This is a genomic window from Sphingoaurantiacus capsulatus (assembly GCF_042648405.1).
Classification (GTDB): Bacteria; Pseudomonadota; Alphaproteobacteria; order Sphingomonadales; family Sphingomonadaceae; genus Sphingoaurantiacus; species Sphingoaurantiacus capsulatus.
The window spans coordinates 128533-140930 of record NZ_JBHRXV010000004.1 but is presented as its reverse complement, the minus strand read 5'-3'; the positions used below and the strand labels follow the sequence as shown (position 1 = coordinate 140930).

14 protein-coding genes are annotated in these 12398 nt (G+C 67.3%); 7 read left to right on the top strand and 7 right to left on the bottom strand.

Translation table 11 applies throughout. The features are described from left to right. Positions 1-88: 88 nt before the first annotated feature. From ACFOMD_RS05870 to ACFOMD_RS05860, 3 genes are all read left to right on the top strand, one after another. Positions 89-538: a tRNA (cytidine(34)-2'-O)-methyltransferase gene (locus ACFOMD_RS05870; RefSeq protein ID WP_380858287.1), complete on the top strand. Its 450-nt coding sequence runs from the start codon at positions 89-91 to the stop codon at positions 536-538. Continuing rightward, the gene (gene hemF / locus ACFOMD_RS05865) at positions 535-1383 is read left to right on the top strand and encodes an oxygen-dependent coproporphyrinogen oxidase (RefSeq protein WP_380858284.1); all 849 of its coding nucleotides are present in this window, start codon (positions 535-537) and stop codon (positions 1381-1383) included. Before ACFOMD_RS05870 ends, hemF begins: the two co-directional genes overlap by 4 nt. A 68-nt stretch (positions 1384-1451) precedes the next feature. After that, the gene (locus ACFOMD_RS05860) at positions 1452-2141 is read left to right on the top strand and encodes a hypothetical protein (protein WP_380858281.1); all 690 of its coding nucleotides are present in this window, start codon (positions 1452-1454) and stop codon (positions 2139-2141) included. On the opposite strand, the gene purL is transcribed toward ACFOMD_RS05860, so the two are convergent. Next, positions 2138-4309, bottom strand: coding sequence for a phosphoribosylformylglycinamidine synthase subunit PurL (purL, locus tag ACFOMD_RS05855; protein WP_380858278.1), 2172 nt, complete (start codon positions 4307-4309; stop codon positions 2138-2140). The genes ACFOMD_RS05860 and purL overlap by 4 nt on opposite strands. Positions 4310-4355: 46 nt before the next feature. After that, entirely contained in the window at positions 4356-5129 is a 774-nt protein-coding gene (locus tag ACFOMD_RS05850) for a helix-turn-helix transcriptional regulator (protein WP_380858275.1), read from the bottom strand. Positions 5130-5263: 134 nt separating this feature from the next. Here ACFOMD_RS05850 and ACFOMD_RS05845 point away from each other — a divergent pair, with 134 nt between their 5' ends. Then, entirely contained in the window at positions 5264-6001 is a 738-nt protein-coding gene (locus ACFOMD_RS05845) for a queuosine precursor transporter (RefSeq protein ID WP_380858272.1), read from the top strand. Here ACFOMD_RS05845 and ACFOMD_RS05840 read toward each other — a convergent pair. The 5 genes from ACFOMD_RS05840 to ald form a co-directional block, all read right to left on the bottom strand. Continuing rightward, entirely contained in the window at positions 5985-6437 is a 453-nt protein-coding gene (locus tag ACFOMD_RS05840) for a PIN domain-containing protein (protein WP_380858269.1), read from the bottom strand. The two genes, ACFOMD_RS05845 and ACFOMD_RS05840, sit on opposite strands and share 17 nt — an antisense overlap. Further along, positions 6434-6673, bottom strand: coding sequence for a type II toxin-antitoxin system Phd/YefM family antitoxin (locus tag ACFOMD_RS05835; protein WP_380858266.1), 240 nt, complete (start codon positions 6671-6673; stop codon positions 6434-6436). The genes ACFOMD_RS05840 and ACFOMD_RS05835 overlap by 4 nt, the downstream gene beginning before the upstream one ends. A 78-nt stretch (positions 6674-6751) precedes the next feature. Next, positions 6752-7414 carry a phosphoribosylformylglycinamidine synthase subunit PurQ gene (purQ, locus tag ACFOMD_RS05830; RefSeq protein WP_380858263.1) on the bottom strand — a complete coding sequence of 221 codons (663 nt, stop codon included), beginning with the start codon at positions 7412-7414 and terminating at the stop codon, positions 6752-6754. Next, positions 7414-7644 carry a phosphoribosylformylglycinamidine synthase subunit PurS gene (gene purS / locus ACFOMD_RS05825; protein WP_380858260.1) on the bottom strand — a complete coding sequence of 77 codons (231 nt, stop codon included), beginning with the start codon at positions 7642-7644 and terminating at the stop codon, positions 7414-7416. The genes purQ and purS overlap by 1 nt, the downstream gene beginning before the upstream one ends. Positions 7645-7732: 88 nt before the next feature. Beyond that, on the bottom strand, positions 7733-8830 hold the full coding sequence (gene ald, locus ACFOMD_RS05820) for an alanine dehydrogenase (protein ID WP_380858257.1): 1098 nt from the start codon (positions 8828-8830) through the stop codon (positions 7733-7735). Between the two features lie 135 nt (positions 8831-8965). Here ald and ACFOMD_RS05815 point away from each other — a divergent pair, with 135 nt between their 5' ends. The 3 genes from ACFOMD_RS05815 (at position 8966) to ACFOMD_RS05805 (ending at position 12396) form a co-directional block, all read left to right on the top strand. Further along, positions 8966-9406 (top strand): Lrp/AsnC family transcriptional regulator, encoded by a 441-nt coding sequence (locus ACFOMD_RS05815; protein ID WP_380858254.1) that lies wholly within the window; start codon positions 8966-8968, stop codon positions 9404-9406. Between the two features lie 134 nt (positions 9407-9540). Continuing rightward, positions 9541-11469, top strand: a complete 1929-nt coding sequence (locus tag ACFOMD_RS05810) for a potassium transporter Kup (RefSeq protein WP_380859580.1) — start codon at positions 9541-9543, stop codon at positions 11467-11469. A gap of 69 nt (positions 11470-11538) precedes the next feature. Continuing rightward, on the top strand, positions 11539-12396 hold the full coding sequence (locus tag ACFOMD_RS05805; protein WP_380858251.1) for a phytanoyl-CoA dioxygenase family protein: 858 nt from the start codon (positions 11539-11541) through the stop codon (positions 12394-12396). Positions 12397-12398 lie beyond the last annotated feature (2 nt).

Genomic DNA, 12398 nt, shown 5'->3' with positions numbered 1-12398 from the left:
CTTGGACTGTTGCTGACGATACGTCTGAGTCGCTGAACGGTGCCCGAACGCTCGACCAATGTTCGGTTCATCGTTAGACAGCGCCGCCATGCGCCTCGCGCTCTTCCAGCCCGACCAGCCCGGCAATGTCGGCACGCTGCTCCGCCTCGGCGCCTGCCTCGGCGTGGCGGTCGACGTGATCGAGCCGTGCGGCTTTCCGTTCTCGCACCATGCGGTGAAGCGGTCGGCGATGGACTACAGCGAGCTGGTCGACCTGAGCGTTCACGCCGACTGGGACGCGTTCCGCGCGGCCCGCGCCGGACGGCTGGTATTGCTGACGACGAAGGGCAGCGTTGCCCATACCGATGCCGGCTACCGATCCGACGACATCTTGCTCGTCGGGCAGGAGAGCGCCGGCGTACCCGAGTTCATCCACGACGCCGCGGACCTGCGCGTCCGCGTCCCCCTTGCGCCGGGTTTGCGCTCGCTCAATGTCGCGATCGCCGCGGCGATGGTAGTGGGCGAAGCGCTCCGGCAGACCGAAGGCTATCCCGCATGACCTACACGCTCGACGACCAGCAGACCCGCGCGCAGGACTGGTTCCGGTCTTTACGCGACGCGATCTGCGCCGAGTTCGAGGCGATCGAGCGCGAGAATGGCTCCGACGCCGCGTTCGAGCGCAAGAGCTGGGACCGCGAGGATCATGCCGGGGCGCCGGGCGGCGGCGGCGTGATGTCGGTGATGAAGGGCCAGGTGTTCGAGAAGGTCGGGGTCAACATCTCGACCGTCCACGGCGAGTTCGCGCCCGATTTCGCCAAGTCGATCAACGGCGCCGAGGAAGACCCGCGCTTCTTCGCCACCGGCATCAGCCTCGTCGCGCACATGGCGAACCCGCATGTGCCGGCGGTGCATATGAACACGCGCTTCCTCGTGACGACCAAGCGCTGGTTCGGCGGCGGCGCCGACCTCAATCCCGCGATCCCGCGCGATGAGGACACCGCCGACTTTCACGCCGCGTTCAAGGCAGCGTGCGACAAGCATGGGCCGGATTACTGGGAGCGGTTCTCCAAGTGGTGCGAGGAGTATTTCCACATCAAGCACCGCAATGTGAATCGCGGCGTCGGCGGCATTTTCTACGATCATCTCGCGACCGTCGACTGGGAGGCGGACTTCGCCTTCACGCAGGATGTCGGCCGCACCTTCCTCGCCACCTATCCGATGCTGGTGCGCCGCCGGATGGCCGAGCCGTGGACCGAGGCCGACCGCGACCGCCAGCTCCGCTATCGCGGCCTCTACGCCGAGTTCAACCTCGTTTACGACCGCGGCACGCTGTTCGGGCTGAAGACCGGCGGCAATATCGACGCGATCTTGATGAGCCTGCCGCCGCTGGCGAAATGGGACTGACGGCCGACTTGCAACTGTGTGTATAGAATAATACAGTAAGACAGTTGCCGAGCCGAAGGATTACCCCTGTGAGAAGCGCCGCTTTCGTCCTCGCCGCCGCGTTGCTGGCGACGCCCGTGCTCGCCGACGAGGCCGGTGAATCGCCGGTCGCGGTCACGCGCTCGCTGTCGGTGCCGCTCAGCGCGGACGGCAAGCTGGTGATCGATGAGACCTGGGGCGAGCTCGAGGTCGTCGCCTGGGACAAGGCGGAAGTCGCGGTCGAGTTCGACGCGCGGTCGAGCAAGACCTATCCGGCAGAGAAGCTCGCAAAGGCGACCGAGAAGCTGCAGCGCTTCGGCGTCGAGGCGGAGGCCGTGTCGGCAGGCGAGGTGCGCGTCACCGGGCTCAACCCCTCGGCGAGCCTCGGCAGCCCGTTCGGCGGCAAGTCGGGGGTGCAGACGCACTATAAGCTGCGCGTGCCGCGCGGCGCGACATTGGTCGTCCGCCACGGCGTCGGCAGCGTCGACGTGAAGGGATTTACCGGCGACGTCGATGTCGGCGGCGGCACCGGCGAGGTGAACCTCGACCTCGGCCTCGGGCTGGAGAGCGCGGTTGAGGCCTCGACGCGGGTCGGCGACATCCAGCTGCCTGCTGTGCTGCGCGAAGTCGGCGATTCGAAGCGGCGGGTGCTGGTCGGCGAAAGCTACAGCTACCGCCCGACGACGGCGGAGCGCCGCGTCGTGGCGCGCCTCAGCGTCGGCTCGATCGAACTGCGCTAGCGGTTCATCAAGCCGGGCAGGAAGCCCTCGTGCGCTTCGCGGAGCTCGCTGAGGGCCACCTTCGCACCGGCGGCTGACAGCGCGTCGCCACCCGTGGTGCCGATCTTTACCGCCGGAACGCCCGCGGCCTTTGCCGCGGCGATCAGCGCGTCGGCATCGGCGGTGGTGACGACGTAGCGCGCCTGATCCTCGCCGAACGCCCAGCCCGCCGAGCCGTCGCCGTCGATCGCGGCGCCGACTTTGCCGGCCAGCGCCATCTCGGCGACCGCCACTAAGAGCCCACCGTCGCTGATGTCATGCGCGGCGGTGATCGAGCCGTTGAGGATCGCGCCGCGCACGAAATCGCCGTTGCGGCGCTCGACGGCGAGATCGACCGGCGGCGGCGGGCCGTCCTCGCGGGCGTGGATCACGCGCAGCCAGCTCGACTGGCCGAGATGGGAGCCGGCGTCACCGATCAGCACGAGGGCCTGATTGGCGGCGAGCGCCATGCCGACGCGCTGGTCGTAATCGTCGAGCAGGCCGACGCCGCCGATCGCGGGGGTCGGCAGGATGCCGGTGCCGTTGGTCTCGTTGTAGAGGCTGACGTTGCCCGACACGATCGGGAAATCGAGCGCGGTGCAGGCTTCCGCCATGCCCTCGATGCAGCCCACGAACTGCCCCATGATCTCAGGCCGTTGCGGGTTGCCGAAGTTCATGCAGTCGGTGGTGGCGAGCGGCGTCGCGCCGACGGCGGTGAGGTTGCGCCACGTCTCGGCGATCGCCTGGCGGCCGCCTTCGACCGGATCGGCGAAGCAGTAGCGCGGGTTGCAGTCGGTGCTGATTGCCAGCGCCTTCTTGGTGCCGTGGACGCGGACGACCGCCGCATCACCACCGGGCCGGCCGATGGTGTCGGCGCCGACCATGTGGTCGTACTGCTCCCAGATCCAGCGCTTTGAGGCGAGGTCGGGGCTGGCGATGAGCTTCAGCAGTTCGGCGCCGAGGTCGGCGACGGCGGGCGCTTCGATGGCCGCGCGCTTCGGCGTCGGCACATACGGCCGCTCATACGCCGGCGCGTTGTCGGCGAGCGGTGCCAGCGGAATGTCGGCGGCGGTCTCGCCCTTGAACTTCAGCACGAGGTGCCCGGTGTCGGTGACGCGGCCGATGACGGCGAAATCCAGTTCCCACTTGCGGAAGATCGCCTCGGCAAAGGCCTCGCGGCCCGGCTTCAGGATCATCAGCATGCGCTCCTGGCTTTCGGAGAGCATCATCTCATAGGGCGTCATGCCGGTTTCGCGGCAGGGCACGTCGTCGAGGACCAGCTCGAGGCCGACGCCGCCCTTCGACGCCATCTCGACGCTCGAGCTGGTGAGGCCGGCGGCGCCCATGTCCTGGATGGCGACGATGGCGTCCGAGGACATCAGCTCGAGGCAGGCCTCGATCAGCAGCTTCTCGGTGAAAGGGTCGCCGACCTGCACCGTCGGGCGCTTCTCCTCCGAATCCTCGGTGAATTCGGCCGAGGCCATGGTGGCACCGTGGATGCCGTCGCGGCCGGTCTTCGAGCCGACGTAGACGACAGGGTTTCCGAGGCCGGCGGCGGCCGAGTAGAAGATCTTGTCGGTGGCGGCGATGCCGACCGTCATGGCGTTGACGAGGATGTTGCCGTTGTACGCCGGGTGGAAATTGGTCTCGCCGCCGACGGTCGGCACGCCGACGCAATTGCCGTAGCCGCCGATGCCCGCGACGACGCCCGAGATCAGGTGGCGCATCTTCGGGTGCGACGGCTCGCCGAAACGCAGCGCGTTCATGTTGGCGACGGGGCGCGCGCCCATGGTGAACACGTCGCGCAGGATGCCGCCGACGCCGGTCGCCGCGCCCTGATAGGGCTCGATGTAGCTCGGGTGGTTGTGGCTCTCCATCTTGAAGATGGCGGCCTGGCCCCTCCCATTCTCATCAACGCCGATGTCGATGACGCCGGCGTTCTCGCCCGGCCCCTGGATCACCCACGGCGCGCTGGTCGGCAGCTTCTTCAGGTGAACGCGGCTCGACTTGTAGGAGCAATGCTCCGACCACATCACCGAGAAGATGCCCAGCTCGGTCAGATTGGGCTCGCGGCCCATGCTGGCGAGGATCACCTGATATTCATCGGGCGTCAGCCCGTGCTCGGCGACGATCTCAGGCGTGATGGTCATGGGTGCTTCCGGCTAGGGAGTGGTGTGCCGGAGCCTCCTAGCCGGGCTAGTCCGGATGTTCAACGAGCCAGCCGCGCCGCCAGGCGGTGATCGCGGCCTGCGACCGGCTCTGGACGCCGAGCTTCCGGCGCGCGCCGTCGATGTGCATGTTCACCGTCTTGTCGCCGATGCCGAGAATCTGGGCGATTTCCCAGTCGCTCTTGCCGCGCGCCGCCCAGCCGAGGCACTGCGCCTCGCGCTTGGTGAGCGGCGAGACGGCGGGCTCGGTGTGCAGCTTCGCCAAGGTGGCGCCGGTGGTGGCGAACAGCCCGGCGGCGGCGACCAAGGTGGCGCGCGCGCCCGGGGTCAGGCGGATCGGCGCCGGGCTGAGCAGGATCACCGCCCAGATATCGCCGTTGGCGCCATGCGCAGGCACGACCAGCGCGTCGTGGAAGCCGTTGCTGCGGGCGTTTTCGAACAGGCGGCGCTGCACGGGCGGCAGCGGGCGCGCCTCGATCTCGCCCCAGGTGAAGGGAACGGGCGAGGCGAACACCTGCTGAATCACCGCATCGTTGGCGGCGAGCTTCTGTTCGACATAGTTCGCGGACGAGGGAATCGGCGGGCGACCGAACAGCACCGCCGGCTCGACCGGGCGGCCGGGCGAGGCGACGTAGGCGGCGAAGAAATAGCTGAAGCCGTGGCGCGCGGTGAGATCGCCGAACAGCGCCACCAGCGCCTCGATATCGGGCGCGACCGGCGCCTGCCGCAAAAAGGCAAGCGCCAGCGCGTCGTCGCCGAGCCCGGCGGCGGCGTCCGGCTGGTCGGCTGCCCCCCCATTCATGCGCGGGAGTGTAGCGGGGGTCGCGAGGCGAGCCGCAAGGGCCGGCGATCCCTACCGTGTTCATGCGAGGGGGGTGTTTGTGGCTGGCGGAACGGGATGTTAGCGTTGCGGTCGACCAGCGGCGCGGGGGCGGCATGAGCGAGCAGATTGTAAAGGTCGAGGCGCAGGCGCTGCAGGAGCGGCCGCTTCGCTATTTTGATTTCGTGATGGCGGCGTTCGTCGTCGTGCTGCTGCTGTCGAACGTGCTGGGGGCGGGGAAGCGCGCCGAGGTCGAGCTGCCGGTGATCGGGCTGTGGCCGTTCGGCGCCGGCATCCTGTTCTTCCCGCTCGGCTACGTCCTCGGCGATATCCTGACGGAGGTTTACGGCTACGCCCGCGCCCGCCGCTGCATCTGGGCCGGGTTCGCGGCGATGCTGTTCATGGCGTTCATGAGCTGGGTGGTCGTGGCGCTGCCGCCCGCCGCCGACTGGGGCGGCCAGGCGAACTACGAAGCGGTGTTCGGGCAGGTGCCGCGCATCGTCTTCGCCTCGATGGTCGCCTTCGCGTTCGGCGAGTTCGCCAACAGCCTCGTCCTCGCCAAGATGAAAATCTGGACCGAAGGGAAGCATCTGTGGACGCGCACCATCGGCAGCACGATCGTCGGGCAGGGCGTCGACAGCCTGATCTTCTATCCGCTCGCCTTCTACGGCGCGCCCGACTGGCCGGTCGAGGCGATGCTGGCGGTGATGCTCAGCCAGTTCCTGCTGAAGGTGGGCTGGGAGGTACTGCTGACGCCGGTGACCTATGCGGTGGTCGGCTGGTTGAAGCGGCGCGAGGGCATCGACGTGTACGATGAGGGCACGAACTTCACGCCGTTCAGGACGAAGGTTTGAGGAGGGCGTCGAGCGCCTTGGCGTTAGCCGGAGCGAAGGGGTTGATTACGGTCAGCCCGCCATGACTGAAGCCGTTGTGCATATCCTCGGAAAGTAGGATCGCGGCCCGATGGGTGCGGGCCGTCTGCCAGATCACGCAGTCCCAGAATTGCATATCGTGATCGATGGACTGCCGACCCGCGGCGAGCATTGCTTCCGCCGGCGTGGCGACGATCGGCAGCGTTGCGTGCCAACGTTCCGCTTGGGCCAGCGCTACAGGAAGTTCGGTTCGAAACCGGCGTCGAAAAACGGCGAGGAATTCGCCGATCACTTGCGCTGCCAGAAAGTTATCGCCGAGCGGCAACGCGGTGAGGATGGTCGCGGCAATATCGTGCTTTGCAGGCGTGCCGCGGTCGAGCGCATAGATCAGAATATTGGAATCGACGGTGAACCTCATGCGCGGTCGCCGTACTTATCCTCGTGCGCTACCTTGCCAATGCGGAGATCAAGGCCTTCGCGCATTGCGGCGAGCGACCCGTCATAGGCGACCTGCCATTCGGGACTGCGCTCTTCGGATCGCGGGCGAAGTTCGGCAACCACCTTGCCATTCTTCATGATGGCGATGGTTTCACCGGCTTCGACGCGCGCGATGGCCTTCGAGACATTGGCGTTAAACTCGCGGATCGACAGCACACCCATTGCTAGCGCCTATGTTGCAACTGTTACAACATAGTCGCCCATGGCGATGTCTGCAACCAGCCGGGGCGAGCGTTAGCCCAGCGCCTCGACGAGGCCGTCGAACAGCTTGCGGCCGTCGGTGCCGCCCTGCTCGGCCTGAATGAGCCGCTCGGGGTGGGGCATCATGCCGAGGACGTTGCCGGCGGCGTTGACGATGCCGGCGATGTCGCGGCGGCTGCCGTTGCAGGCTTGCGCATAGCGGAACACCACGCGGCCCTCGCCTTCGAGGCGGTCGAGCGTGTCGTCGTCGGTGAAGTAATTGCCGTCGTGGTGCGCGACGGGGATGCGGACGGTCGAGCCCTGGTCGTAGCGGCTGCTGAACATCGTCTGCGCATTTTCGACGACGAGGTCGACGTCGCGGCAGATGAAGCTCAAATTCGCGTTGCGCATCAGCGCGCCGGGCAGCAGGCCGGCCTCGGTCAGGATCTGGAAGCCGTTGCAGACGCCGAGGACGGCGACGCCCTTGCCCGCCTTCTCCACCACGTCGCGCATGATCGGCGAACGGGCGGCCATCGCGCCGGAGCGGAGATAGTCGCCGTAGGAGAAGCCGCCGGGGACGGCGACGAGATCGACGTCCGGCAGGCTGGTCTCGCCGTGCCAGACCATCGCCGGCTCACGCCCCGTCGCCTCGCGCAGCGCCACCGCCATGTCGCGGTCGCAGTTCGAACCGGGGAAGACGATGACGGCGCTCTTCATCACGCCTTCTCGACGCGATAATTTTCGATGACGGTGTTCGCGAGCAGCTTGCGGCACATCTCGTCGATGTCGGCGTCGGAGGCGCCGTCGGCGAGGTCCAGTTCGATGAACTTGCCCTGGCGGACATCGTTGACGCCGGCGAAGCCGAGCGCCTCGAGCGCGTTGTGGATCGCCCTGCCCTGCGGGTCGAGCACGCCGTTCTTCAGCGTGACGTAGACTTTGGCCTTCATGACGGTTCGCGCCTCGTCCTTTGGGGGTTCGCGGGAGACGCGCGCCTTATGGCGTCGCTCCCGCGAACCCGCAAGGTGGCTGTCGCCGTTACGCGGCCTTGAACGGCAGGTTCAGGTCGTCGGCAACCGCCTTGTAGGTGATGAAGCCGCCGGCGACGTTGAGGCCGGCCGCGAGGTGCGGGTCCTGCTTCAGCGCGTCGACGCCGTGCTTTGCCAGCTTCAGCACGAACGGCAGGGTCGCGTTGTTGAGCGCGAAGGCCGAGGTGCGGGCAACGGCGCCCGGCATGTTGGCGACGCAATAGTGGATGACGCCGTCGACTTCGTAGACGGGGTCCTGGTGCGTGGTCGCGTGGCTGGTCTCGAAGCAGCCGCCCTGGTCGATGGCGATGTCGACGAGCACCGAGCCGCGCTTCATCGTCTTCAGCATGTCGCGGGTGACGAGCTTCGGCGCCGCAGCGCCGGGGATCAGCACCGCGCCGATGACGAGGTGGGCGCGCGCGACGGCGGCGGCGATCGCCGCCTTCGACGAGAAGGCGGTCTTCACCCGGCCTTCGAACATCGAATCGATCTCGGCGAGGCGCGTGGTGGAGATGTCGTAGATGGTGACGTCGGCGCGGAGGCCGACCGCCATCTCCGCCGCGTTGACGCCCGAGACGCCGCCGCCGAGGATCGCGACGCGCGCCGGCGCCACGCCGGGGACGCCGCCGAGCAGGATGCCGCGGCCGCCCTGCGCCTTTTCGAGATAGTGCGCGCCGACCTGCACCGACAGGCGGCCGGCGACTTCGGACATCGGGCGCAGCAGCGGCAGGCCGCCGCGCGAGTCGGTGACCGTCTCATAGGCGACGCAGGTGGCGCCCGACTTCATCAGCGCCTCGGCCTGCGGCTTGTCGGCGGCGAGGTGGAGGTAGGTGAACAGCAGATGATCGGGGCGCAGCATCGCGCATTCGTGGAGCTGCGGCTCCTTCACCTTCACGATCATCTCGGCGGCGTCGAACACTTCCTTGGCGGTCGCGACGATGCGCGCGCCGGCGTCGACATAGTCCTGATCGTCGAAGTCGATGCCGCCGCCGGCCTTGGTCTCGACGATCACTTCGTGACCGCGCGCGACGAGCTCGCTGACCGACGCGGGGGTCAGGCCGACACGATACTCGTGAATCTTGATTTCCTTCGGAACACCAACGCGCATGCTCGCCTCCATCCAAATTTCCCTGCGCGGGATTCTAAGCGAAGGGCGGCGGGATTTGTTCGAAAGCTATGGTGCTCTACAGGCTTATGGTGGTAGATTTTCCTGTGATCGGTGGCTTGTGCAGGAAATTCGACGATGGACGCGACGGACACTGCAATCCTGACGCAGCTCAGCCGCAACGCCGGGCTGACCAGCGCGCAGGTTGGCGAGCGGGTCGGCCTGTCGCCCTCGGCGGCGCACCGGCGGATCAAGCTGCTCGAGGAGGCGGGCCATATCCGCGGCTATCGCGCGATGCTGTCGCGCGCCGCGCTCGGTGACCCGTCGACGGTGTTCGTGCAGGTGACGCTCGACGACCAGCGCCGCGACACCTTGCAGAAGTTCGAAGAGACGGTCGCCCGCTGCCCGCCGATCGTCGAATGCCATCTGATGAGCGGCGAGTCGGACTATCTGCTGAAAGTGCTGGTCCGCACCGACGACTCGTACGAGCGGCTGCACCGCGAAGTGCTGGCGACGCTGCCCGGCGTGCGGCGGCTGGTCACTCATTTCAGCATCCGCGCCGTGGTGGAGCCAGCGTAGAACGCGGTCATGTTGCGGTGCGGAAACGGCTGTGATAGGCCGCGCCACCTTTCGAGATAGCGTCAACGGCACCTTTCAGCGCTCATCCACGTTAGAGCCTCGGCTCGACAGCACGAAAAACCGCCATGAACTCATTGACGCCCTCGGCCGCCGGCCAGCCCAACGCGCGCGATCCGGCGCCGGGCCATGCGCCGTCGGGCAACATGGCGAAGCTGGCAGTGGGCGCCATCGGCGTGGTGTTCGGCGACATCGGCACCAGCCCGCTCTACGCTTTCCGCGAGACCTTCGCCGGCCATCACCCGCTCGCGCTCGACCAACTGCATGTCTACGGCGTGCTATCGCTGATCTTCTGGTCGATGATGCTGGTCGTCACGATCAAATATGTCGCGATCATCATGCGCGCCGACAACCGCGGCGAGGGCGGTAGCCTGGCGCTGCTCGCGCTGATCTCGCGGAAGACCTCGGGCGCCCGCTGGGGCCCGGGTATCGTGCTGCTCGGAGTGTTCGCGACCGCGCTGTTCTACGGCGACTCGATGATCACCCCGGCGATGTCGGTGCTGTCGGCGGTGGAGGGCCTGCAGGTGGTCGACACCGGCTTCGCGCCCTTCGTGCTGCCGATCGCGGTGGTCATCCTCGTCGGCCTCTACATGATCCAGTCGGTCGGGACCGCGAAGGTCGGCGCCTTCTTCGGGCCGATCATGCTGCTGTATTTCCTCGTGCTGTCGGTGCTGGGCATCGTCCATATCGCAGCGCACCCGGAAATCCTCGTCGCGCTGAACCCCTGGTACGCGCTGCAGTTCTTCATGACCGACAAGCTGCTGGCTTTCCTCGCGCTCGGCTCGGTGGTGCTGGCGGTGACCGGCGCCGAGGCGCTGTATGCCGACATGGGGCACTTCGGGCGCAAGCCGATCGGCGTGTCGTGGCTGGTGTTCGTTCTGCCCGCGCTGATGCTCAACTACCTCGGCCAAGGCGCGATGATCCTCAGCCTCGACCCCGGCGCGGCGCAGGAAGTCATCCGCAATCCGTTCTTCTTCCTCGCGCCCGAAACGCTGCGGCTGCCGCTGGTCATCCTCGCGACGCTCGCCACGATCATCGCCAGCCAGGCGGTGATCTCCGGCGCCTTCTCGGTGACGCAACAGGCGATCCAGCTCGGCTTCATCCCGCGCCTTGCCATCAAGCACACCAGCGCCGACGCGCACGGGCAGATCTATATCCCGTTCGTGAACTGGACGCTGATGATCTCGGTGATCATCCTCGTCCTCACCTTCAAAAATTCGTCGAACCTTGCCGCCGCCTATGGCATCGCGGTCACCGGCGCGATGTTCATCGACACCTGTCTGCTCGCCGTTGTGCTGTTCAGCCTGTGGAACTGGAACCGCGTGCTGGCGGCGGTGGCGCTCACCGCCTTCTTCATCGTCGACATCGCTTATTTCGCCGCGAACCTGACCAAGGTGCCCGACGGCGGCTGGTTCCCGCTGGCGGTCGGCGTCGTCGCCTTCACCATGCTCACCACCTGGGCGAAGGGCCGCGGGCTGATGCAGCAGCGCCTGCGCGAATCGGCGATGCCGATCGAGGTGTTCATCAAGTCGGCGGCGGGATCGGCGGCGCGGGTGCCCGGCACCGCGGTGTTCATGACCACCTCGCCCGAAGGCGTGCCGCACGCGCTCCTTCACAACATGAAGCACAACAAGGTGCTGCACGACCGGGTGGTGGTGTTGACCGTCGTCATCGACGAGGTGCCCTATGTCGACGAGGAGGACCGCGTCGAGGTCACCGACCTCGGCAACGGTTTCTGGCGGATGATCGTCCGCTACGGCTTCATGCAGGAAACCGACATCCCGCTGGTGCTGAAGGGCATCGAGAATTGCGGGCCGAAGTTCAAGATGATGGACACCAGCTTCTTCCTCGCGAGGCAGACGCTGATCGCCAGCGAGCGGCCGGGCATGGCGCTGTGGCGCGAGAAGCTGTTCGCGTGGATGCTGCGCAACGCGGAAACCGCGATGGAGTTCTTCAAGCTGCCGACCAACCGCGTCGTCGAGCTGGGCAGCCAGGTCGAAATTTAGCGTCCCAAGACATATTTATGTTAAGGCCGGCCGGTATTTTAGGGCTGGACCGCTGGGAAAGGCGTTGCGTTGGGTGTCGTCCGCTTGCAGCCATGGGCCGCCGATGTAGCGGCCGAACTGGTGAGCCAGTATCGCGAACAGGGCTTTGCGGTGGTCCGCACGCTGTTCGATGCGGCCGAGGTCGCCGACATTGGCGCGGCGATCGATGCGGTGCGTGCCGAGGCCGTCGCGCACGGCCGCAGCTTCCGTCATGGCAACCTCGCCTACCGGCTCGTCGACGGCGACGTGCGCATGGCGCAATGGCCGTCGTGGGCGAATGCGACGCTCGACGCGGTACGGCTCGACACCCGCTATGCGCGGCTGCTGGCGCCGCTGATCGGCGGCGACCTGAAGCAGATCATCAACCAGCTGCACTGGAAGCCGCGCGGCAGCGGCACCGGCGGCGACTTCGCCTGGCACCAGGACAGCCGCTTCCGCCGCCCGGCCGAGGCCTATCGCGGGCTCGGCGACAATTATGTGCAGACCGGCCTCGCCATCGACCCGCACGGGCCGGCGTCAGGTGGCTTGCGCGTCGTGCCGGGCAGCCACCGGCGCGGCGCGATGGCGATGCCGACCGACGGCGACGTGATGGCGAACCCGATGTCCGACGCGGCGCTGGAGGCGGCAGGGTTCGACCCGGCGAGCGTCGTCCAGCTCGACCTCGCGCCCGGCGACTTGGCGCTGTGGAGCCCTTATCTGGTGCATGCCTCGGGCGCGAACGGCGCCGACCATCGCCGGCGCTTCTACATAAACGGCTATGTGCGCGCTGACGCCTGCGACCGCGGCGAATGGGCATTCCGGCGCGGGCAGCCGGTGCCGCTGCCGCCCAAGCCGTCGCTGGTCCATTTCGAGCAGCTGCGCGAGCAGCCGGGGCCACACTATTTCTGAGG

Excerpts from the sequence above, each read along its gene's own strand:
- ACFOMD_RS05870 (WP_380858287.1), top strand. The coding sequence starts at position 89 with ATGCGCCTCGCGCTCTTCCAGCCCGACCAGCCCGGCAATGTCGGCACG.
- hemF (WP_380858284.1), top strand. The coding sequence starts at position 535 with ATGACCTACACGCTCGACGACCAGCAGACCCGCGCGCAGGACTGGTTC.
- purL (WP_380858278.1), bottom strand. The coding sequence starts at position 4,309 with ATGACCATCACGCCTGAGATCGTCGCCGAGCACGGGCTGACGCCCGAT.
- ACFOMD_RS05850 (WP_380858275.1), bottom strand. The coding sequence starts at position 5,129 with ATGAATGGGGGGGCAGCCGACCAGCCGGACGCCGCCGCCGGGCTCGGC.
- ACFOMD_RS05845 (WP_380858272.1), top strand. The coding sequence starts at position 5,264 with ATGAGCGAGCAGATTGTAAAGGTCGAGGCGCAGGCGCTGCAGGAGCGG.
- ACFOMD_RS05840 (WP_380858269.1), bottom strand. The coding sequence starts at position 6,437 with ATGAGGTTCACCGTCGATTCCAATATTCTGATCTATGCGCTCGACCGC.
- purQ (WP_380858263.1), bottom strand. The coding sequence starts at position 7,414 with ATGAAGAGCGCCGTCATCGTCTTCCCCGGTTCGAACTGCGACCGCGAC.
- purS (WP_380858260.1), bottom strand. The coding sequence starts at position 7,644 with ATGAAGGCCAAAGTCTACGTCACGCTGAAGAACGGCGTGCTCGACCCG.
- ald (WP_380858257.1), bottom strand. The coding sequence starts at position 8,830 with ATGCGCGTTGGTGTTCCGAAGGAAATCAAGATTCACGAGTATCGTGTC.
- ACFOMD_RS05815 (WP_380858254.1), top strand. The coding sequence starts at position 8,966 with ATGGACGCGACGGACACTGCAATCCTGACGCAGCTCAGCCGCAACGCC.